Source organism: Streptomyces sp. NPDC058697 (genome assembly GCF_042715345.1).
In the GTDB taxonomy this organism is placed as follows: domain Bacteria; phylum Actinomycetota; class Actinomycetes; order Streptomycetales; family Streptomycetaceae; genus Streptomyces; species Streptomyces liliifuscus.
The window spans coordinates 83,220-103,986 of record NZ_JBHXSU010000015.1 but is presented as its reverse complement, the minus strand read 5'-3'; the positions used below and the strand labels follow the sequence as shown (position 1 = coordinate 103,986).

Annotated in this window: 19 protein-coding genes; 7 read left to right on the top strand and 12 right to left on the bottom strand. The window is 69.7% G+C overall.

The features are described from left to right. The first annotated feature begins 262 nt into the window (after positions 1 to 262). Complete coding sequence (locus ACFWXQ_RS30440; protein ID WP_383941788.1) at positions 263 to 1,468, top strand: nucleotide sugar dehydrogenase; 1,206 nt, start codon at positions 263 to 265, stop codon at positions 1,466 to 1,468. Positions 1,469 to 2,193: 725 nt separating this feature from the next. Here ACFWXQ_RS30440 and ACFWXQ_RS30435 read toward each other — a convergent pair. The 4 genes from ACFWXQ_RS30435 to ACFWXQ_RS30420 all read right to left on the bottom strand — a co-directional run bounded on the left by ACFWXQ_RS30435 (position 2,194) and on the right by ACFWXQ_RS30420 (position 7,045). Beyond that, positions 2,194 to 3,318: a GuaB3 family IMP dehydrogenase-related protein gene (locus ACFWXQ_RS30435; RefSeq protein ID WP_383941791.1), complete on the bottom strand. Its 1,125-nt coding sequence runs from the start codon at positions 3,316 to 3,318 to the stop codon at positions 2,194 to 2,196. A gap of 114 nt (positions 3,319 to 3,432) precedes the next feature. Then, on the bottom strand, positions 3,433 to 4,938 hold the full coding sequence (gene guaB, locus ACFWXQ_RS30430) for an IMP dehydrogenase (protein ID WP_383941793.1): 1,506 nt from the start codon (positions 4,936 to 4,938) through the stop codon (positions 3,433 to 3,435). A 636-nt stretch (positions 4,939 to 5,574) separates the two neighbouring features. Next, complete coding sequence (locus ACFWXQ_RS30425; RefSeq protein WP_266497194.1) at positions 5,575 to 6,162, bottom strand: sigma-70 family RNA polymerase sigma factor; 588 nt, start codon at positions 6,160 to 6,162, stop codon at positions 5,575 to 5,577. Positions 6,163 to 6,433: 271 nt separating this feature from the next. After that, complete coding sequence (locus ACFWXQ_RS30420; protein ID WP_003948568.1) at positions 6,434 to 7,045, bottom strand: response regulator transcription factor; 612 nt, start codon at positions 7,043 to 7,045, stop codon at positions 6,434 to 6,436. Between the two features lie 380 nt (positions 7,046 to 7,425). On the opposite strand from ACFWXQ_RS30420, the gene ACFWXQ_RS30415 reads away from it, so the two are divergent. Next, positions 7,426 to 7,761 (top strand): WhiB family transcriptional regulator, encoded by a 336-nt coding sequence (locus ACFWXQ_RS30415; protein ID WP_143639121.1) that lies wholly within the window; start codon positions 7,426 to 7,428, stop codon positions 7,759 to 7,761. Between the two features lie 51 nt (positions 7,762 to 7,812). Here ACFWXQ_RS30415 and ACFWXQ_RS30410 read toward each other — a convergent pair whose 3' ends face one another. Further along, the gene (locus ACFWXQ_RS30410; protein ID WP_383941798.1) at positions 7,813 to 8,709 is read right to left on the bottom strand and encodes a LysR family transcriptional regulator; all 897 of its coding nucleotides are present in this window, start codon (positions 8,707 to 8,709) and stop codon (positions 7,813 to 7,815) included. 79 nt (positions 8,710 to 8,788) lie between these two features. Between ACFWXQ_RS30410 and ACFWXQ_RS30405 the strand changes: the two genes are divergently transcribed. The 3 genes from ACFWXQ_RS30405 to ACFWXQ_RS30395 all read left to right on the top strand — a co-directional run bounded on the left by ACFWXQ_RS30405 (position 8,789) and on the right by ACFWXQ_RS30395 (position 11,353). Next, on the top strand, positions 8,789 to 9,466 hold the full coding sequence (locus ACFWXQ_RS30405; RefSeq protein WP_383941800.1) for an MOSC domain-containing protein: 678 nt from the start codon (positions 8,789 to 8,791) through the stop codon (positions 9,464 to 9,466). Between the two features lie 224 nt (positions 9,467 to 9,690). Beyond that, complete coding sequence (locus ACFWXQ_RS30400) at positions 9,691 to 10,464, top strand: SDR family oxidoreductase (RefSeq protein WP_055612684.1); 774 nt, start codon at positions 9,691 to 9,693, stop codon at positions 10,462 to 10,464. 181 nt (positions 10,465 to 10,645) lie between these two features. Continuing rightward, the gene (locus ACFWXQ_RS30395; RefSeq protein WP_383941803.1) at positions 10,646 to 11,353 is read left to right on the top strand and encodes an ester cyclase; all 708 of its coding nucleotides are present in this window, start codon (positions 10,646 to 10,648) and stop codon (positions 11,351 to 11,353) included. A gap of 136 nt (positions 11,354 to 11,489) precedes the next feature. On the opposite strand, the gene groL is transcribed toward ACFWXQ_RS30395, so the two are convergent. From groL to ACFWXQ_RS30375, 4 genes are all read right to left on the bottom strand, one after another. Beyond that, complete coding sequence (gene groL, locus ACFWXQ_RS30390) at positions 11,490 to 13,112, bottom strand: chaperonin GroEL (protein WP_383941806.1); 1,623 nt, start codon at positions 13,110 to 13,112, stop codon at positions 11,490 to 11,492. 121 nt (positions 13,113 to 13,233) lie between these two features. Further along, a complete protein-coding gene (gene groES, locus ACFWXQ_RS30385) occupies positions 13,234 to 13,542 on the bottom strand; it encodes a co-chaperone GroES (RefSeq protein WP_015035628.1) in 309 nt (102 codons plus the stop codon). Between the two features lie 378 nt (positions 13,543 to 13,920). Continuing rightward, positions 13,921 to 14,694, bottom strand: coding sequence for a polysaccharide deacetylase family protein (locus ACFWXQ_RS30380; protein ID WP_383954186.1), 774 nt, complete (start codon positions 14,692 to 14,694; stop codon positions 13,921 to 13,923). After that, positions 14,691 to 15,551 (bottom strand): polysaccharide deacetylase family protein, encoded by an 861-nt coding sequence (locus tag ACFWXQ_RS30375; RefSeq protein WP_383954190.1) that lies wholly within the window; start codon positions 15,549 to 15,551, stop codon positions 14,691 to 14,693. Before ACFWXQ_RS30375 ends, ACFWXQ_RS30380 begins: the two co-directional genes overlap by 4 nt. 222 nt (positions 15,552 to 15,773) lie before the next feature. Here ACFWXQ_RS30375 and ACFWXQ_RS30370 point away from each other — a divergent pair, with 222 nt between their 5' ends. After that, complete coding sequence (locus ACFWXQ_RS30370) at positions 15,774 to 16,979, top strand: methyltransferase domain-containing protein (RefSeq protein ID WP_383954184.1); 1,206 nt, start codon at positions 15,774 to 15,776, stop codon at positions 16,977 to 16,979. A gap of 30 nt (positions 16,980 to 17,009) precedes the next feature. Here ACFWXQ_RS30370 and ACFWXQ_RS30365 read toward each other — a convergent pair whose 3' ends face one another. The 3 genes from ACFWXQ_RS30365 to ACFWXQ_RS30355 are packed head-to-tail and all read right to left on the bottom strand — an operon-like array spanning position 17,010 to position 19,965. Next, positions 17,010 to 18,197, bottom strand: coding sequence for a dipeptidase (locus ACFWXQ_RS30365; protein WP_383954188.1), 1,188 nt, complete (start codon positions 18,195 to 18,197; stop codon positions 17,010 to 17,012). Between the two features lie 5 nt (positions 18,198 to 18,202). After that, positions 18,203 to 18,757 (bottom strand): 5-(carboxyamino)imidazole ribonucleotide mutase, encoded by a 555-nt coding sequence (gene purE / locus ACFWXQ_RS30360; protein ID WP_383954182.1) that lies wholly within the window; start codon positions 18,755 to 18,757, stop codon positions 18,203 to 18,205. Then, positions 18,754 to 19,965 (bottom strand): 5-(carboxyamino)imidazole ribonucleotide synthase, encoded by a 1,212-nt coding sequence (locus tag ACFWXQ_RS30355; RefSeq protein ID WP_373466695.1) that lies wholly within the window; start codon positions 19,963 to 19,965, stop codon positions 18,754 to 18,756. Before ACFWXQ_RS30355 ends, purE begins: the two co-directional genes overlap by 4 nt. Before the next feature lie 142 nt (positions 19,966 to 20,107). On the opposite strand from ACFWXQ_RS30355, the gene ACFWXQ_RS30350 reads away from it, so the two are divergent. Beyond that, positions 20,108 to 20,704 (top strand): GtrA family protein, encoded by a 597-nt coding sequence (locus ACFWXQ_RS30350; RefSeq protein WP_190229519.1) that lies wholly within the window; start codon positions 20,108 to 20,110, stop codon positions 20,702 to 20,704. Positions 20,705 to 20,767: the final 63 nt, after the last annotated feature.

The window sequence follows — 20,767 nt, the reverse complement described above, 5'->3', positions numbered from 1 at the left end:
CGCTGTCTGTCGCGCCGGGCTCACCCGTCCGGCGAGGCCCGACTCACATCCCCCATGCCCAAATTCTCAACCCGTTGCCCGCCTTCGGCCACCACCAGCCGTCCGCCTGTGGATATCTCTCGATGACTTCCGGAGAAACACAGCCGAGCAATCCCGCAAATCGGTCATATTTACTCCTAGTCTGACATTGCACTCGCCCGTTCTGTCCACAGGGCTTGCGCCCTTGTCCCCCTTCGGTTACTGGGAAGGACGGCCCACCGCCATGCCCGCAGATCTCGCCGTCATCGGTCTCGGCCAGCTCGGCCTGCCTCTGGCCCAGGCCGCCGTCACCGCCGGCATCTCCACACTCGGCTACCAGTGCGGCGACCCCGCACCGCTGGCCGCGGCCGACCAGCGCCGGATGCTCTCGACGGGCTTCCGGCCGGCCACCAACCCGGCCGAACTCGGCCGGGTCCGTACCGCGGTCATCTGCGCGCCGACCCCGCGTGGCGCGGACGGCGCGCTCGACCTGGGCCAACTGGCCGACGCCGCCCGCACCCTGGCCGCACACTTGCGCCCGCACACCACGGTGATCCTTGAGTCCCCCGTCTACCCCGGTACGACGGAGGAATTCCTCCGGCCGCTCCTCGAAGAGGGCTCCGGCCTCCGCGCGGGCCGCGACTTCCATCTCGCGTACTCACCCAGCCGCGTCGACCCGGGCAACCGCGACCACACCCCCGCCAACACCCCGAAGGTCATCGGCGGCCTCACTCCCGCCTGCACCGAGTCGGCCGCCGCCTTCTACGGACGCCTCACCGACAAGGTCGTACGCGCGCGTGGACCACGAGAAGCCGAGACGGTGCAGCTCCTGGAGACCAACTACCGGCACGTCAACATCGCCCTCGTCAACGAGATGGCGGTCCTCTGCCACGATCTGGGCGTCGACCTGTGGGACGTCATCCGCTGCGCCGAGACCAAGCCGTTCGGCTTCCAGGCCTTCCGCCCCGGCCCCGGCGTCGGCGGCCACGCCGTCCCCCGGGACCTCGCGGGCCCGCGGACCCGCTCCCTGCGCATGGTCGAACTGGCCCAGCAGGTCAACAACCACATGCCCCAGTACGTCATCCAGCGCGCGGCCACGCTCCTCAACGAACACGGCAAGTCCGCCCGCGGCGCACGCGTGCTCCTGCTCGGCGTCACCTACAAGGCCGACCACGCCGACCAACAGGGCTCCCCCGCCAGGGAGATCGCGACCCGCCTGATGGAACTCGGCGCCACCGTCAGCTACCACGACCCGCTCGTCCCGTCCTGGAGCATCCTCGACCGCCCGGTCCCCCGCGTGGACTCCCTCTACGAAGCGGCAGCCGACGCGGACCTGACGATCCTCCTCCAGCAACACCGCACGTACGACCTGCAGGGACTGTCGGTGAAGGCCCAGCTGCTGCTGGACACGCGGGGGGCTACGCCTACGGGGGCGGCGCACAGGTTGTGACCGGGGGCGCGCGGGGCGATCCCGAGCCTCTGGGGCTGGTGGCACAGAGCGCTCCACGCCGGTACCGTACAAAAAGGTGGAGCCCACCGCAGCAGGCACTGCGGCAGGCTCCAGGATGGTTCACAGAGTGTCCACCCCTAGTTGGTGCAGGGGTGGCCGCTCACAAAAGGTGGAGCCCACCGCAGCGGACACTGCGGCAGGCTCCAAGATGGTTCACGGAGTGTCCGCCCCTATTGTGTTTAGGGGTGGCCGCTCACAAAAGGAGGAGCCCACCGCAGCGGTCACTGCGGCAGGCTCCAAGATGGATCACGGAGTGTCCGCCCCTAGTTGTGATGGGGGCGGCCGCTCACCATCCGAAAATTCGCAAGATCCACCTCCTCCGGCACTTCACCGTCCACAGACGGATCCGGTCCCAGTGGGTGGGCTTGCGATGGCGGCCCATGGGCGCCCCCTTCCACGACGCCACCCATTGACCCGGTAGGCAGCACGTCGGAACTCGGGCCGGGCCCCGAGGGCCGGGGTCCGGAACCATGTCCTTGGAAGGGGGCACCCCACACAACTGGGGCGCCGAACAGGGACGTTACCGCCCCGAAACGGCCTTCAGACGCGCATTCGCCCCGAACGCAACCACGCGCCCCCCATCACAAAACGCGCCCCACCAGGCCCGGTTGGGCACACGAAAGGGCCCGGACCACCCGGCCCGGGCCCCTCGAAGCGCCGTGCGGCTACCGCTTGTGCTGTGAGTCCGCCACCGTGACCTCGACCCGCTGGAACTCCTTGAGTTCGCTGTAGCCGGTCGTGGCCATGGCCCGTCGCAGCGCGCCGAAGAAGTTCATCGAGCCGTCGGGCGTGTGCGAGGGTCCGGCGAGGACCTCCTCGATGGTGCCGACCGTGCCGAGGTCGACCTTCTTGCCGCGCGGCAGCTCGTCGTTGACGGCCTCCATGCCCCAGTGGTGGCCCCGGCCGGGCGCGTCGGTGGCGCGCGCGAGCGGGGAGCCCATCATCACGGAGTCGGCGCCGCAGGCGATCGCCTTGGGGAGGTCGCCGGACCAGCCGACACCGCCGTCCGCGATCACGTGGACGTACCGCCCGCCGGACTCGTCCATGTAGTCGCGGCGGGCCGCGGCCACGTCGGCGACCGCGGTGGCCATCGGGACCTGGATGCCCAGCACGTTGCGCGTGGTGTGCGCGGCGCCGCCGCCGAAGCCCACCAGGACACCGGCCGCGCCCGTACGCATCAGGTGCAGGGCCGCCGTGTAGGTGGCGCAGCCGCCGACGATGACCGGGACGTCCAGCTCGTAGATGAACTGCTTCAGGTTCAGCGGCTCGGACGCGCCGGACACGTGCTCGGCCGACACCGTCGTACCGCGGATGACGAAGATGTCGACGCCCGCGTCCACGACGGCCTTGGAGAACTGGGCGGTGCGCTGCGGCGAGAGCGCGGCCGCGGTGACCACGCCCGAGTCGCGCACCTCCTTGATGCGCTGCCCGATCAGCTCCTCCTTGATGGGAGCCGCGTAGATCTCCTGGAGACGGCGGGTCGCGGTGTCCGCGTCGAGCTCCGCGATCTCGTCGAGGAGCGGCTGCGGGTCCTCGTACCTCGTCCAGAGGCCTTCGAGGTTCAGGACGCCCAGGCCGCCGAGCTCGCCGATACGGATGGCGGTCTGCGGGGAGACGACCGAGTCCATGGGGGCGGCCAGGAACGGCAGCTCGAAGCGGTAGGCGTCGATCTGCCAGGCGATCGAGACCTCCTTCGGGTCTCGCGTACGGCGGCTCGGGACGACGGCGATGTCGTCGAAGGCATACGCCCGGCGGCCGCGCTTGCCGCGCCCGATCTCGATCTCAGTCACGTGTGTGGCCTTTCCCTCTTCGCTTCTGCGCCTCCCAGTATCCCCGACACCCACGACGAGGGCGGTCCCGGATGCTCCGGAACCGCCCTCGTCGTGGTGTCGACCGGGTGGCGACTACTGGTTGCGGCTGTAGTTCGGTGCCTCGACCGTCATCTGGATGTCGTGCGGGTGGCTCTCCTTGAGGCCCGCGGACGTGATCCGTACGAAGCGGCCCTTGGTCTCCATCTCGTCGATGGAGGCGGCGCCGACATAACCCATGGTCTGGCGCAGACCGCCGACGAGCTGGTGCAGCACGTTGGCCAGCGGGCCGCGGTAGGGCACCTGGCCCTCGATGCCCTCGGGCACGAGCTTGTCGTCGGAGGCGACCTCGGCCTGGAAGTAGCGGTCCTTCGAGTACGACCTGCCCTGGCCGCGGGACTGCATGGCGCCGAGCGAGCCCATGCCGCGGTACGACTTGAACTGCTTGCCGTTGATGAACATCAGCTCGCCGGGCGATTCCTCGCAGCCGGCGAGGAGGCTGCCGAGCATCACGGTGTCGGCGCCGGCCGCGAGGGCCTTGCCGATGTCTCCGGAGTACTGCAGTCCGCCGTCGCCGATCACCGGGACGCCCGCCGCGCGGGCGGCGAGAGCGGCTTCGTAGATGGCGGTGACCTGCGGGACGCCGATGCCGGCGACCACGCGGGTGGTACAGATCGAGCCGGGGCCGACGCCGACCTTGACGCCGTCGACACCGGCGTCGACGAGAGCCTGGGCGCCGTCACGGGTGGCGACGTTTCCGCCGATCACGTCGACGCCGACGCTCGACTTGATCTTCGCCATCCAGTTGAGGGCGTTGCTGTTGTGCCCGTGGGAGGTGTCGACGATCAGGAAGTCCGCACCGGCCTCGGCGAGTGCCTGCGCCCGCTCCAGCGCCTCGGGGCTGGCGCCGACGGCGGCGCCCACGAGGAGCCGGCCCTCGCCGTCCTTCGCCGCGTTCGGGTACTTCTCGGCCTTCACGAAGTCCTTGACCGTGATGAGGCCCTTGAGGATGCCCGCGTCGTCGACCAGCGGAAGCTTCTCGATCTTGTGGCGGCGCAGCAGCTGCATGGCGTCGTTGCCCGAGATGCCGACCTTGCCGGTGACCAGGGGCATCGGGGTCATGACCTCGCGCACCTGACGGGAGCGGTCGGTCTCGAAGGCCATGTCGCGGTTGGTGACGATGCCGAGCAGCTTCTTGTTGCCGTCGGTGACCGGCACGCCGCTGATGCGGAACTTGGCGCACAGCGCGTCGGCCTCGGCGAGCGTCGCGTCCGGGTGCACCGTGATCGGGTCGGTGACCATGCCGGACTCGGAGCGCTTCACGAGGTCGACCTGGTTGACCTGGTCCTCGATGGACAGGTTCCGGTGCAGTACGCCGACACCGCCCTGCCGGGCCATGGCGATCGCCATGCGCGACTCGGTCACCTTGTCCATCGCCGCCGACAGCAGCGGGATGTTCACGCGTACGTTGCGGGAGATGCGGGACGAGGTGTCGACCGCGTTGGGCAGCACCTCGGATGCGCCCGGCAGCAGCAGCACGTCGTCGTAGGTCAGCCCCAGTGTCGCGAATTTCTCGGGCACTCCGTCGACGTTTGCAGTCATGACACCTTCCCCAAATGGCCTTGATCGGTGCGGATGTCCATGCTAACGGGAAGCATGGCTCTCTCATTCCACGGTTGCGGGCGCCCCTGGGCTTCGTAGCTTCGTACGTGGAGGACGACCGCCGCGTTCATCCGGCGCCCGGACGCCGGGGCCCGGGCCTTGGGCGGGCCGTGCGCTGTGCCGCCGCCCCGTGCCTCGCCCGGGGCGGCGGAAAAAATTTGCCGTACTCATGAGAAAGCCCACCCTGCCGGGAGGCTCACCCGAAGATCCACGGGCCCGGCGGACCGGTTCCGACCGGCGCACCGACCGTCGGACCGCACGTCCGTCCGGCCCATCAGCCGTCCAGCCGCACGCCGGCCCCGCTCGGCCGACCGCACCCCGGTCCGGCACCCAACCGCACCGCGGCCCCGCACGTCCATCCGCACCGCAGCTCGGCACGTCCGAACGCGCCACGGCCCGATGTCGCCCGACCGCGCGCCGGGCCCGGTTTCGTCCGGCCGCGCCTCGAACAGCCACCCCGCCCAGCGGCCGCACTCCGAAGCCCGCGCAGCCCGCGCAGTCCCCGCAGTCCGCGAAATCCGCCGATCGCACCTCGGCCAGGCACACGCCACCCAGGGGACACACCCAGCAGCCCGCCTACTGCTCCGCCAGTGCCCGCAAACGGCTCAGTGCCCTGTGCTGTGCCACCCGGACCGCGCCCGGTGACATGCCCAGCATCTGGCCCGTCTCCTCGGCCGTGAGGCCTACCGCGATCCGCAGCAGGAGGAGCTCCCGCTGGTTCTCGGGGAGGTTGGCCATGAGCTTCTTGGCCCACTCGGCATCGCTGCTGAGGAGGGCACGCTCCTCGGGGCCGAGCGAGTCGTCCGGCCGCTCGGGCATCTCGTCCGACGGCACCGCCGTCGAGCCGGGATGGCGCATCGCGGCGCGCTGCAGGTCGGCGACCTTGTGCGCGGCGATGGCGAAGACGAAGGCCTCGAAGGGGCGCCCGGTGTCCTTGTACCGCGGCAGTGCGAGGAGCACCGCGACACAGACCTCCTGTGCCAGGTCCTCCACGAAGTGCCGTGCGTCACCCGGAAGTCGGGACAGCCGTGTACGGCAGTAGCGCAGGGCGAGGGGGTGGACATGGGCGAGCAGGTCGTGCGTGGCCTGCTCGTCTCCGTCGACCGCGCGATGGACGAGCGCACCGATTGCCCCTTGGGCAGTGGCCGCCTCGTCGTCACGCATCGGTCCATGGTGCCTTGGCGTCGTCCTGTCCGTGGCACCGCGTCCGTAGTTGTGCACCGAAGCGTTATGAGCAGGTGCGCCGGAACTCATCTCCTGCGCCCTCCCCTCCCGCTCGACCGACTCGTTCCCGAGGAACTCCACACCTCAAGGATGCGGCATCCGCCGGGAAACGGGGATCGGGCGCCCGAACGGCCGATTTCGATCCCCCGTCGGGTCCGGCCCCACCCGCCGTGCGGCGGGCGGGGACACCCGTACCCCCGCGGCGGTTCACCTAGCGGACCAGGCCCCATCGGAACCCGAGCGCCACCGCGTGCGCGCGGTCCGAGGCGCCGAGCTTCTTGAAGAGCCGTCGTGCGTGGGTCTTGACGGTGTCCTCGGAGAGGAACAGCTCACGGCCGATCTCCGCATTGGACCGGCCGTGGCTCATGCCCTCCAGGACCTGGATCTCACGCGCTGTGAGCGTCGGCGCGGCACCCATCTCGGCCGACCGCAGTCTGCGCGGCGCGAGCCGCCAGGTCGGGTCGGCGAGAGCCTGGGTGACGGTCGCACGCAGCTCCGCGCGGGAGGCGTCCTTGTGGAGATAGCCGCGGGCACCGGCGGCGACCGCGAGCGCGACACCGTCCAGGTCCTCGGCGACGGTGAGCATGATGATGCGCGCACCGGGGTCGGCGGACAGCAGCCGCCTGACCGTCTCCACGCCGCCCAGACCGGGCATGCGTACGTCCATCAGAATCAGATCCGAACGGTCGGCACCCCAGCGGCGGAGGACTTCCTCGCCGTTGGCCGCCGTGGTCACGCGCTCTACGCCGGGCACGGTCGCCACCGCACGGCGGAGCGCCTCTCGGGCAAGCGGGGAGTCGTCGCAGACGAGGACGGATGTCATGGCCGTCCTCCGCAGCTGATGCGCGTCACCTTGAGCCTCCAGGCTGGTACGAATCGTCACCTGTGCGGTTGACGCTCTCGGACGCTTGCCCGAGCGCTTGTTCTTTCAACCGCCTCCGCACTCTCAACGACGGTCACCCGAAAGAGTTACGGGGCGGTGAGCCACGTTCGGCACTCTACGTGAGGGCGCGGACACGGTGGAGACACCCACGGCGGACCCTCAAGGTTTCATCACAACCCATGCCCCATTTAGCCGCTTTTCTTCCCATTTACTGGTGTCTGAGGCTAGATTCGCAATGAGTCATATTTTCATCTCCTTAGATCGTAGATGTACGGTCATGGGCACGTAACCGCCCAGAACGGCTACAAGGGGACTACGCAATGGCAGATTTCTCCCGCCTTCCCGGACCGAACGCGGATCTGTGGGACTGGCAGCTCCTCGCGGCTTGCCGCGGGGTCGACAGCTCGCTCTTCTTCCACCCTGAGGGCGAGCGCGGTGCGGCACGGAGCGCTCGTGAGAACTCGGCCAAAGAGGTCTGCATGAGGTGCCCGGTACGCGCGGAGTGCGCGGCGCACGCACTGGCGGTGCGCGAGCCGTACGGCGTGTGGGGCGGCCTCACCGAGGACGAGCGCGAGGAACTCATGGGGCGGGCACGCAACCGCCTGGTCTCGGCGTCGGCATCGGCGTCCGGCGGAGGCACTCCGTCCCATCACTGAAGGAACGTTTCTTCGAACGGGCACGCGCGCGTGCCCCCACTTTCCGACGGGTCAGCGCGTCGCGGCCCGGGCCAGCTGGTCCAGCGTGGCCGCCACCGCGGGCACCTGGGCGAGGTCCGGCAGCGTGAGCGCGACGATCTCCCGGCGCAGGGCGGGCTCGACCATCACCGTGCGCGCACCCTTGGGGCGTACGGACTCGATGGCCAGCTCGGGCAGGACCGCGACCCCGAGACCCGCTCCGACCAGGCCGACCACGGCCGGGTAGTCGTCGGTCGCGAAGTCGATGCGGGGTGTGAAGCCCGCGCGCTCGCAGACCTCGACCAGCTGGCCGCGGCAGCGGGGGCAGCCGGCGATCCACGGCTCGTCGGCGAGTTCGCCGATGGCGACCGTCCGTGCGCGGGCCAGCCGGTGCCCCTCGGGGACCAGGCCGACGAGCCGGTCCTTGAGCAGGGGCCGTACCACCAGGTCGTCCCACTCCTCGGCGCCCGCCGCGCCCTCGTACCGGAACGCGAGTGTGACGTCGCAGTCGCCCTCGCGCAGCATCTCGACCGAGCGTGGAGGCTCGGCCTCCTCCAGGGAGACGCGGGTGCCGGGGTGCGCGGCGCGCAGGGCGGCGAGCGCGGCCGGTACGAGCGTGGAGCTGCCGCTGGGGAAGGAGACGAGCCGGACCCGGCCGGCCCGCAGGCCCGCGATCGCGGCGACCTCCTCCTCGGCGGCCGTCAGCCCGGCGATGATGCCCGCGGCATGCCGTACGAGAGCCTCGCCGGCCTGGGTCAGCCGCATCTCGCGGCCCGTACGGATCAGCAGGGGTGTGCCGACGGACGCTTCCAGGGCCTTCATCTGCTGGCTGACGGCCGGCTGGGTGCAGCCCAGTTCGCGCCCCGCCGCCGAGAAGGAGCCGGTGGCGGCGACGGCGCGCAGCACACGGAGATGACGGGCCTCGATCACCCCCCGAGCATAAGCGAGTCTTGGACATGGCGACGAATATTGCGTCGAGGCTTTGGCTCATATCGCCTAGCGTGCAGTCATGAAGCTTCTGTCTCTGAACCTCGGCCGCCCCAAGGCCGTCGACTACACGGACCAGGCGGACGGCGTGACCGGGATCGACAAGCGGCCGGTGGACGGGCCGGTGCGAGTGTCCGCGCCCGGGCCCAAGGGGGTCGGCGCGAGCGGGCTCGCCGGGGACGCGGTGTGCGACCTGCGGCACCACGGCGGCGACCACCAGGCGGTGTACGCCGTCGCGCGCGAGGACCTGGACGACTGGGAGCGCGAGCTGGGGCGCCCCCTGGCCGGCGGGGCGTTCGGGGAGAACCTCACGACGGAGGGCGTCGACGTGTCCGGCGCGCGGATCGGGGAGCGCTGGCGGGTCGGCTCCGAGGTTGTCCTGGAGGTCACCTCCGGGCGGATTCCCTGTCGCACCTTCCAGGGCCATCTGGGCGAGAAGGGGTGGGTCAAGCGGTTCACCGCGAAGGGGGCGCCCGGTGCGTATCTGCGGGTGATCGAGCCGGGTGAGCTGCGGGCGGGCGACCCGATCGAGATCGTCCACCGGCCCGACCACGAGGTGACCGTCGCCCTCCAGTTCCGCGCCGTCACGACCGAACGGGCCCTGCTGCCGAAGGTGTTGGAGGCGGGGGACGCGTTGCATCCGGAGGCGCTGGAGAAGGCGCGGGAGTACGTGGAGAAGTACGGCCAAGGCGCGGAGTGAGCCGAGACCGCCGTCGCGCCGGGCGAGTTGGAGGAGCCCGGCGCCGGCGAGCGGCCGATCCGGACACTCCGCGCAAATCACACCACCGTCCGCCGCACCGCGAAGGCCGGGAGATGACGGGGCAGTTCGTCGTTGTGGAGGTTGTGGGGAAGGGACAGCCGACGGGTGCACTTTCGGGTCATTCGACGCACGGACAGCATGAGACAGGTCACTAATCTTGGGCCATGACAACGGCTCTGATTACGGGATCGACCGCGGGCATCGGTGCCGCCTTCGCGCGGCGGCTCGCCTCCGACGGGCACAACCTCGTGCTGGTGGCGCGTGACAAGAAGCGGCTCGGCGAGCAGGCGACCGAACTGCACGACCGGCACGGCATCGAGGCGGAGGTGCTGACGGCGGATCTGGCGACGGACGAGGGCATCGAGGCGGTGGCCGCCCGCCTCTCGGACCGCAAGAACGCGGTCGACCTGCTGATCAACAACGCGGGCTTCGGCAACAAGGGCCTCTATCTGGACGTACCGATGGCGGACGAGCTGAAGATGCTCAAGGTGCACTGCGAGGCGGTGCTCCGGCTGACGTCGGCGGCGGCCGAGTCCATGCGGGCGCGCGGGCGCGGCGGTGTCGTCAACGTGGCGTCGACGGCCGCGTTCGTACCGCGCGGTACGTACGGGGCGTCGAAGGCGTGGGTCGTGCAGTTCACGCAGGGCGTGGCGAAGGACCTGTCCGGCAGCGGTGTGCGGCTGATGGCGCTGTGCCCCGGGTTCGTACGGACCGAGTTCCACGAGCGGGCCGGGATGGGCACGGACAACATCCCGAACTGGATGTGGCTGGACGCCGACAAGGTGGTCGCGGCCGCGCTGGCCGACCTGGCGCGGGGCAAGTCGCTGTCCATTCCGGACCCGCGCTACAAGGCCCTGATGGGAGTAGCGAAGGTGACACCGCGGGCCTTGCTCAGCGGGATCAGTTCGAAGACAGGGCGGAAGTACGGGCCGAAGTGAGCCCGGTCGTGCGCGGTGACACGGACGGGCACTTAGGCAACGGCACGGACGGCTTGGACCGCACGGGCACGAACAAAGACGCGGACACAGGTGGAATCCCCTTCGGCTGAAAAACGGCCGGAGGGGATTTTCACTAAAATGGGCGTATTCAACCGGACTCGAAGTGCCGGGAGGCGGCGCCATGACTTTCGTACAGCTGATCGACTGCAAGACCAGCCGGATCGACGAGATGAACCGGCTCATGGACAGCTGGGTCGAGCAGACCAAGGGCAAGCGGACCGCGACGCACAACGTGATCGGGAAGGACCGGCACGACGCGTCGCACTTCGTCGAGATCGTGGAGTTTCCGTCGTTCGAGGTGGCGATGCGGAACTCGAGCCTTCCGGAGACCGACCGGATCTTCCGGGAGATGGTGGCGATCTGTGACGAGATGCCGACCTTCACGGATCTCGACGTGGTGCGGGACGTGTGGCTCTACAAGGCCAGCGTCCGCAATCTCTTCGGACTGTTCGCCGGGAAGGGCAAGCTGCCGACGTGGTACGAGACCGTCGCGGAGAACTACCACGACCATGATCCGGCCAATGAGCAGGACGCGATCGGGATGGACGCCATGCGCCGCGAGGTGGAGATGTGGCGGTCCGGGTTCGACTTCGTGTTCACCATCGAGGACCAGATCGCCGACGGCGACCGGGTCTGTACGCGCTGGACCTGGAACGGCACCCACAAGGGTGACTTCATGGGGATACCGGCCAGCGGCAAGAAGGTCACCATGACCGGCACGACCATTCACCGGTGCCGCGAGGACGGCAAGGTCGTCGAGGGGTGGTGGCAGTACGACCGGCTGGGGCTGATGGACCAGCTCGGGGTGCTGGACCAGCTGGAGGTCTGACCGCGCCGGGCCGCACCGGCGACGGCACGTAAACCCGGCAGCGCGAAGGCCCGGTCCCCCGCGACGGGGTACCGGGCCTTCGCCGGGCGCTCAAAGGGACGTACGCCCCCTCGGGATGCCCTCAAGCGGCTTGCGCCTAGTGGGAGTGGCCGTGACCGTGGCCCGCGTCGGCCTCTTCCTCGGCCGGCTTCTCGACGACCAGGGTCTCGGTCGTGAGGAGCAGGGAGGCGATGGAGGCGGCGTTCTCCAGGGCGGAGCGGGTGACCTTGACCGGGTCGATGACGCCGGCCTTGACCAGGTCGCCGTACTCGCCGGTGGCGGCGTTGAAGCCCTGGCCCTTGTCGAGCTCGGCGACCTTGGAGGTGATGACGTAACCCTCAAGACCGGCGTTCTCGGCGATCCAGCGCAGCGGCTCGACGGCGGCCTTGCGGACGACGGCGACACCGGTGGCCTCGTCGCCGGTCTTGCCGAGGTTGCCGTCCAGGACCTTCACGGCGTGGACGAGCGCGGAGCCACCACCGGAGACGATGCCCTCCTCGACCGCGGCGCGGGTCGCGGAGATGGCGTCCTCCAGACGGTGCTTCTTCTCCTTGAGCTCCACCTCGGTGGCGGCGCCGACCTTGATCACGCACACGCCGCCGGCCAGCTTCGCGAGGCGCTCCTGGAGCTTCTCGCGGTCCCAGTCGGAGTCGGTGTTCTCGATCTCGGCCTTGATCTGGTTGACACGGCCGGCCACGGCGCCGGTGTCGCCACCGCCGTCGACGATGACCGTGTCGTCCTTCGAGATGGTGACGCGGCGGGCGGTGCCCAGTACGTCGAGGCCGACCTGGTCGAGCTTGAGGCCGACCTCCTCGGCGATGACCTCGGCGCCGGTGAGCGCGGCCATGTCGCCGAGCATCGCCTTGCGGCGGTCACCGAAGCCGGGGGCCTTCACGGCGACGGCGTTGAACGTGCCGCGGATCTTGTTCACGACCAGGGTCGACAGGGCCTCGCCCTCGACGTCCTCGGCGATGATCAGCAGCGGCTTGGAGGAGTTGGTCTGGATGACCTTCTCCAGCAGCGGCAGCATGTCCTGGATGGAGGAGATCTTGCCCTGGTGGATCAGGATGTACGGGTCGTCCAGGACGGCTTCCATGCGCTCCTGGTCCGTCACGAAGTACGGCGACAGGTAGCCCTTGTCGAAGGCCATGCCCTCGGTGAAGTCCAGCTCCAGACCGAAGGTGTTGGACTCCTCGACGGTGATGACACCGTCCTTGCCGACCTTGTCCATCGCCTCGGCGATGAGCTCGCCGACCTGGCTGTCCTGGGCGGACAGACCGGCGACGGCGGCGATGTCGGACTTCTCGTCGATCGGGCGCGCGGTCGCGAGGAGCTCCTCGGAGACCGCGGCGACGGCCGCGTCGATGCCCTTCTTCAGGAGGGCGGGGGACGCGCCGGCGGCGACGTTCTTCAGGCCCTCGCGGACGAGCGCCTGGGCCAGCACGGTGGCGGTGGTCGTACCGTCACCCGCGATGTCGTTGGTCTTGGTCGCCACCTCCTTCACCAGCTGGGCGCCGAGGTTCTCGTACGGGTCGTCGAGCTCGACCTCGCGGGCGATCGTGACACCGTCGTTGGTGATGGTGGGTGCGCCGAACTTCTTGTCGATGACGACGTTGCGGCCCTTGGGGCCGATCGTCACCTTGACCGTGTCGGCAAGCTTGTTGACGCCGCGCTCGAGGGCGCGACGGGCGTCCTCGTCGAACTTCAGGATCTTCGCCATGGGAGCGGTTCAGCCCTCTCGAAAAACGTGGGTGAAACGAACTGCGCCCCCGACGCCCGGCTTCATAAGGTCGCGGGGGCCAGGGGCGCAGTTCACTGCAATGCTGGTAATGCCGGGTGAATTACTTCTCGACGATCGCGAGCACGTCGCGAGCCGAGAGGACGAGGTACTCCTCGCCGTTGTACTTCACCTCGGTGCCGCCGTACTTGCTGTACAGCACGACATCGCCGGTCTTGACGTCGAGCGGAAGACGCTCGCCGTTCTCGAAGCGGCCCGGGCCAACGGCCAGGACGACGCCCTCCTGGGGCTTCTCCTTGGCGGTGTCCGGGATGACCAGGCCAGAGGCCGTGGTCTGCTCGGCGTCGAGCGGCTGGACCACAATGCGGTCCTCGAGCGGCTTGATGGCAACCTTGGAGCTGGTGGTCGTCACGATCCGACCTCCCCCTTCGGAGATCTCACGGGGTTAACTGTCTGAGGTGGCGACCAGGTGGATCCGTCGTCGCGGGTGCCGGACCTGCCCGTCGCTATTGGCACTCTCCTGCGGTGAGTGCCAGGCCTGAGACTATGACTGCGATTAGCACTCGGTCAAGCGGAGTGCCAGTTGCCTCCGGCGGTCAGGGGATGTCCGGCGCCCGGCGCCACGGGTGAACGCCCCTTGGAAAGCCGGGGCGCAGCCCCGCTTTCCAAGGGGCGCGGGGAACTGCGCGACAAGCCACAGCCGGGCCCGCACCCGAAATCGAACCCCACGGGGTCTGGGGCGGAGCCCCAGAAGGACGGGACGGGTAGGGGCGGCGGGGGCGAGAAACCGCTAGAGGTAGTCCTCCAGGCGGGCGACCGTGAAGCCCTGGTCCTGAACCCGGTTCAGGATCTTGGCCGTCGCCCGCGTGAGACTCGTACCGTTCCGGCCCTCCGGGCAGTGAAGGACGTCGCCAGGGCGAAGGCGGTCGGCGTCACGCCAGAGGACAACGGCGGCCACCCCACAGTCGGCGGCAGCACGCAGAGTGTCGGCGTTGTAGTCGCCATAGGGCGGCCGGAAGAGCCGCGGCCGGATACCGAAACGCTGCTTGAGCTTCTCCTGCTGCCCGCAGATCTCGGCCCGCTGACCGGCGTACGGAAGTCCCGGCAGGTACGGATGGTCGAGCGTGTGGTTCTGCACGGTCGCGCCGACCGCGCGGAGCCGGCCGAAGTGGGCGTACCCCGGCCCGACGACACTGTCCGTGAGGAACATCGTGACCGGCAGCCGCAGTTCACGGACCATGTCCACGAACGCCGGATCCTTCTCGGCGCCGTCCTCGAAGGTCAGGAAGACGACCCGGTCACGGGTGGGAACGCGGTCGACCACGGGCGGCAGACCCGGTCCCGCGGTGCGGGCGGAGGGCCGCCGGTCGGGCGGTTCCGGCGCCGGCGCGAGCGGCGCGGACAGACCCCAGCGGCGGTACGGGTCCTCGGTGGGGCCGTACGTGCGCACCTTCTCCGCCGCCTTCTTGCCCAACCGCTCGATGGGGTCCACGGACTGGGCGCAGCCGGCCAGGCAGACCAGGCCCGCGAGCAGTGCCGCGGCGGCGGCCGGCCGCTTCCTCACAGGTAGTCCTCGATACGTGCCACCGCGTACCCCTTGTCCGTGACCAGCTTCAGGAACCGGCGGACCATGTCCGGCATCGTGCCCTTCCAGTGCTCCTTGCCGCGGAAGTGGCTGAGGACGATGTCTCCGGGATGGAGGTCGCGGTCCAGCTCGCGGTAGTCCCAGCGGTCGACGAAGACCTCCTCGTTCCACAGCGGGGCCGCCTTGATGCCGCAGGCCCTTGCCGCGCGCAGGGTGTCCTCGTTGTAGTTGCCGAAGGGCGGGCGGAAGAGGGCCGGGCGCTTGCCGTAGCGCTTCTCGATCACGTCCTGCATGCCGCAGATCTCCTGCTTCTGCCGTTCGTAGGAGAGGTTCGGCATATAGCGGTGGTGGAGGGTGTGGTTGTTCAGGACCACACCCCTGTCCTGCATCTTCCTGAAGTAGCCGTAGTCCTCTTTGATCAGGTAGTCGCTCAGGAAGGCCGTGTACGGGATCTTCAGTTCGCTCATCATCCGCAGGAACGCCGGGTCCTTCTCGGCGCCGTCGTCGATGGTGAGGAAGACGACCTTGTCCTTGGTCGGGATCGTGGTGAAGACGGGCGGCAGGCCTTCGTGGTCGTCCACCTCGAAGCCCTTGCGGGTGCTGATGGCGGGCTTCTTCTTGGGGGCGGGGGGTGCGGGCAGCGGGGGTTTGGCCAGCCCCCACCGCTTTGCCGCGGTGGCGCGTGCGCTGTGCTCTTGGCGGAGTTTGGTGGCGTAGGTGTCCATGGCTCGCGCGGGTGGGGCCTTGAGGAGTTGCTGGCCCGCGGCGGGCTTGGCGGTGGTGGAGGGTGCTTCTCCGCAGCCGGCTGCGAGGGCGGTGACGGTCAGTAGCGTGATCACGGTGCGTGTGGGGCGTGTGGGCCGGTTGTTCGTCCGCGGGCGCGTTGGGGCCGGTCGCGCAGTTCCCCGCGCCCCTGAAGAGGAACCCCCGATTACACCGTTACTGTAATTTTGTCGTACAAGTCGCATGAGTTCGGATACTCACAGGTCAGGCCCCTCACCGGGCGTCGACACCGCCGTCCTGCCCGTCCCGTCCACCGACTGGCCCACAATGGGGCGGTGAACGACCTGGATCCGCTCGCCTCATTCGCTGCCCTGCTCACCGACCAGGGCCGGGCCCTTCTCGAAGAAGTGCGGGACACCGAACCCTCGCAGGAGCTGGCCGTCGCGACCCGGCTGCGGCGGGAGTATCCCGTCGGGCTCGTGTCGGCGGCGCTCGGGCAGGCGCGGTTGCGGCAGCGGGCCGTGCTGAAGTTCGGCGCGGCGGACGCGGGGCGGATGTACTTCACGCCGAACGGGGTGGAGCAGTCGACCCGGGCGAGTGTCGCCGCGTACCGGGCCCGGCGTTTCCAGGAACTCGGTGTGCGGTCCGTGGCGGACCTGTGCTGCGGGATCGGCGGTGACGCGATCGCGCTCGCCCGGGCCGGGATCCGGGTCCTCGCCGTCGACCGGGACCCGCTGACGGCGGCCGTCGCGCGGGCGAACGCCGAGGCGCTCGGGCTCGGCGAGCTGATCGAGGTGCGCGAGGCGGATGTCACGGAGGTCGCGACGGACGCGTACGACGCCGTGTTCGTGGATCCGGCGCGGCGGGGCGGCCGCGGGCGCGTCTTCGACCCCGAGGCCTATTCGCCGCCGCTGTCGTGGGCCGTGCGAACCGCCCTCGAAGCGCCTCTCGCCGCGCTGAAGATCGCGCCCGGGATTCCCCACGAGACGGTCCCCGCCGAGGCCGGGGCCGAGTGGATCTCGGACTCCGGGGACGTGAAGGAGGCCGTGCTGTGGTTCGGCACGGGAGGGACAGGGCACGGAGGGGCGGGGTCCGTATGCGCGACCCTGCTGCCCGGGCCGCGGACCCTCGTCGGCCGGGGGCTGCCCGACCCCCAGGTACGGCCTCTGGGGCGGTACTTGTACGAGCCCGACGGGGCCGTCGTCCGGGCCCATCTGGTCGCGGAGGTCGCCGAGGAACTGGACGGCGGCGGGCTGATCGACGAGACCATCGCCTACATCACCGCGGACTCGCTGAAGGCCACGCCCTACGCCACCGCATACGAGATCACCGACCAACTCCCCTTCGGTGTGAAGAAGTTGAAGGCGCTGCTGCGGGAGCGCGGGGTCGGTGTCCTCACCGTCAAGAAGCGCGGCTCGGCCGTCGAGCCGGAGGAGCTGCGGCGGAAGGTGAAGCCGCAGGGGCCGAACTCGGCGACCGTGTTCCTGACCCGGGTGAAGGGCGCCCCGACCATGCTGCTGGGGCACCCCGCACCCGCGTAACCGCTCCCGACCGCCGCGTAACCGCCGTGCCTAGCCGTCCAGTTGCTCCAGGGTCGCGTTCGACGGGCCCCTGCGGGACTGCTCCTCGCGGGCCACGTCCTCCGCGGCGCCAAGGACCCGGACCGCGTTCTGCCACGTCAGCTTGGCGAGGTCGGTGGACGACCAGCCGCGGTCCAGGAGTTCGGCGATGAGGTTCGGGTAGCCGGAGACGTCGTCGAGGCCGTCGGGCGTGAACGCCGTGCCGTCGTAGTCGCCGCCGATGCCGATGTGGTCGACGCCCGCCACCTCGCGCATGTGGTCGAGGTGGTCGGCGACCGTCGGAACGGTCGCGACGGGGCGGGGGTTGGACTCCTCGAAGAGGCGGTGGACCTTCATCGCCTCGGTGGTCGTGTCGAGGTGGTGGAAGCCCTGCTCGCGCATGTTCTCGTCGGCGGCGGCCGTCCAGTCGACAGCGGCCTGGAGGACGAACTTCGGCACGAACGTCACCATCGCCACACCGCCGTTGGCGGGCAGGCGCTCCAGCACGTCGTCCGGGATGTTGCGCGGGTGGTCGCAGATCGCGCGCGAGGAGGAGTGGGAGAAGATCACCGGCGCGACGGACGTGTCCAGCGCGTCCCGCATCGTCGTGGCGGCCACGTGGGAGAGGTCCACGAGCATGCCCAGGCGGTTCATCTCCCGCACGACCTCGCGGCCGAACGCCGACAGGCCGCCGACGGACGGCTTGTCCGTCGCCGAGTCCGCCCACGCGATGTTGTCGTTGTGGGTGAGGGTCATGTAGCGGACCCCCAGCTCGTACAGCCCGCGCAGGGTGGCCAGCGAGTTGTCGATCGAGTGGCCGCCCTCGGCACCCATCAGCGAGGCGATACGGCCCTCGCCGCGGGCCGTCTCCATGTCGGCGGCCGTCAGCGCGGCCCGCAGGTCGGCGGGGTAGCGCGCGATCAACTGCCGTACGCAGTCGATCTGTTCGAGCGTCGCCGTCACCGCGCCGGGCAGGTCCGAGCGCACGTACACCGACCAGAACTGCGCACCCACACCGCCCGCCCGCAGCCGCGCCAGGTCCGTGTGCAGATGGGCACTCTGGTCGACGGCGATGTCACGGGCACCGATGTCGTAGCGGACCTGCTCGCGCAGCGCCCAGGGGAGGTCGTTGTGCCCGTCGACGACGGGGAAGTCGGCGAGCAGGGCGCGGGCGCGGTCCAGGGAGTCCGCGGTAGGCACGGCGGTCACTTCCCGAAGCCGAATCCGTTGCCCGCGCCGGCCTCGACCTTGGCGCGCAGGCGCTTGCCCTTCTCCGTGGCCTGGTCGTTGAGTTCCTGTTGGAACTCGCGCATTCGGGCGAGGAGTTCGGTGTCCTGGGTGGCGAGGATGCGGGCGGCCAGCAGGCCCGCGTTGCGTGCGCCGCCGACCGAGACCGTGGCGACCGGGACACCGGCGGGCATCTGGACGATGGAGAGCAGCGAGTCCATGCCGTCGAGGTACTTCAGCGGGACCGGGACGCCGATCACCGGCAGCGGGCTCACCGAGGCGAGCATGCCCGGCAGATGGGCCGCGCCGCCCGCGCCCGCGATGATCACCTTGAGGCCGCGCCCGGCCGCCTCCTCGCCGTACGCGATCATCTCGCGCGGCATCCGGTGCGCGGAGACCACGTCGACCTCGTACGCGATCTCGAACTCGTCGAGGGCCTGGGCGGCGGCTTCCATGACGGGCCAGTCGGAGTCCGAGCCCATGACGATGCCGACTACGGGCGACTCGGAGGACGCATCTGCGGACGTGCTCATTCGGTGATCGTGCCTCTCAGGTAGGCGGCTGCGTGACGGGCGCGGTCCAGGACGTCGTCCAGGTCGGCGCCGTAGGTGTTGACGTGGCCCACCTTGCGGCCGGGCTTCACGTCCTTGCCGTACATGTGGATCTTGAGCTGGGGGTCGCGGGCCATGCAGTGCAGGTACGCGGAGTACATGTCGGGGTAGTCGCCACCCAGGACGTTCACCATGACCGTCCACTTCGCGCGCGGGCGGGGATCGCCGAGAGGCAGGTCCAGGACCGCGCGGACGTGGTTGGCGAACTGGGAGGTGATCGCGCCGTCCTGGGTCCAGTGGCCGGAGTTGTGCGGGCGCATGGCCAGTTCGTTGACGAGGATGCGGCCGTCACGGGTCTCGAAGAGCTCGACGGCGAGGTGGCCGACGACGCCGAGTTCCTTCGCGATGCGCAGGGCCAGCTCCTCGGCCCGCAGCGCGAGCTCGTCGGAGATGCCGGGCGCGGGCGCGATCACCGTGTCGCAGACGCCGTCGACCTGCTGGGACTCGACGACGGGGTAGGCGACGGCCTGGCCGTGCGGCGACCGTACGACGTTGGCCGCCAGCTCCCGTGCGAAGTCGACCTTCTCCTCGGCGAGGACCGGGACGCCGGCGCGGAAGGGGTCCTCGGCGTCCGCCGCGGACCGTACGACCCACACGCCTTTGCCGTCGTAGCCGCCGCGGACGGTCTTGAGGACGACCGGGAAGCCGTCCCCCTCGGCGCCCTCGGGGAGCCCTTCCGCCGCGAACGCGGCCACGTCGGCCGGATCGCTCACGATCCGGTGCCGCGGACACGGCACGCCGATCTCGTCGAGCTTCGCGCGCATCACGCCCTTGTCCTGGGCGTGCACGAGCGCGTCGGGCCCGGGGCGCACGGGAATGCCGTCCGCCTCCAGGGCACGCAGATGCTCGGTGGGTACGTGTTCGTGATCGAAAGTGATCACGTCGCAGCCCCGCGCGAAGGCCCGCAGCGTGTCGAGGTCGCGGTAGTCGCCGATGACGACATCACCGACCACCTGCGCCGCGGAATCCTGGGGGGTGTCACTGAGGAGCTTGAATCTGATGCCGAGCGGGATGCCCGCCTCGTGTGTCATACGAGCGAGTTGGCCCCCGCCGACCATGCCGACTACCGGGAATGTCACGCCCCCAGGGTATCGGCCATATCGGGGCACCCCTGTCGCGCGCATGATCATCGGAAGTTCCGCATGTTCATCACATCCCGGCCACATATTCGAGTCCAAGCCGGGCACTGAAGGGAACCGCTGGTTAGCATGGCGGAGTCGACGAAGGTTGACGAAATTGACGTATCCGACGAGACGGGGGCTGGGCGACACCATGGGCAAAGGTGGTAAACGCAGGGCACATGCCAGGCCGCCCAGCGCTGTCCGCATGCGGATCGACCGGCTGACCAGGGAAGTCGCCAAATTCGGCGCGGTCGGCGGGGCCGGTCTGCTGGTCAACCTGATCGCCTTCAACCTGGTGCGCAGTACCACGGATCTTCAGGTCGTGCGGGCCAGTGTGATCGCCACGGTCGTCGCGATCGTCTCGAACTACATCGGTTTCCGGTACTTCACGTACCGCGATCGCGACAAGAGCGGCCGCACCAAGGAGCTGACGCTGTTCGTGCTGTTCAGCGCGGTCGGCCTCGTCATCGAGAACGGCTTCCTCTACGCCGCGACGTACGGGCTCGGGCTGGACAGCCCGCTGGCCAGCAACGTCTTCAAGTTCGTCGGCATCGGTATCGCGACGCTCTTCCGCTTCTGGTCCTACCGCACCTGGGTCTTCCGGGCGGCTCCGGCGCGTGAGGCCGTGGCCAGCGCCGAATCGTTCCTGGAGAACCCGGAGCCCTATCTCGACCAGGAGCGCCAGGCCTACCTCCAGGACGAGGACCGCCCGACCCGCCAGTTCCGCCAGGTCCAGCGCGTGCGCTAGGGGGCCGTCGAGGGCACCCGCGCCCCGTTCAGGGGCGCGGGGAACTGCGCGACCAGCCACGAC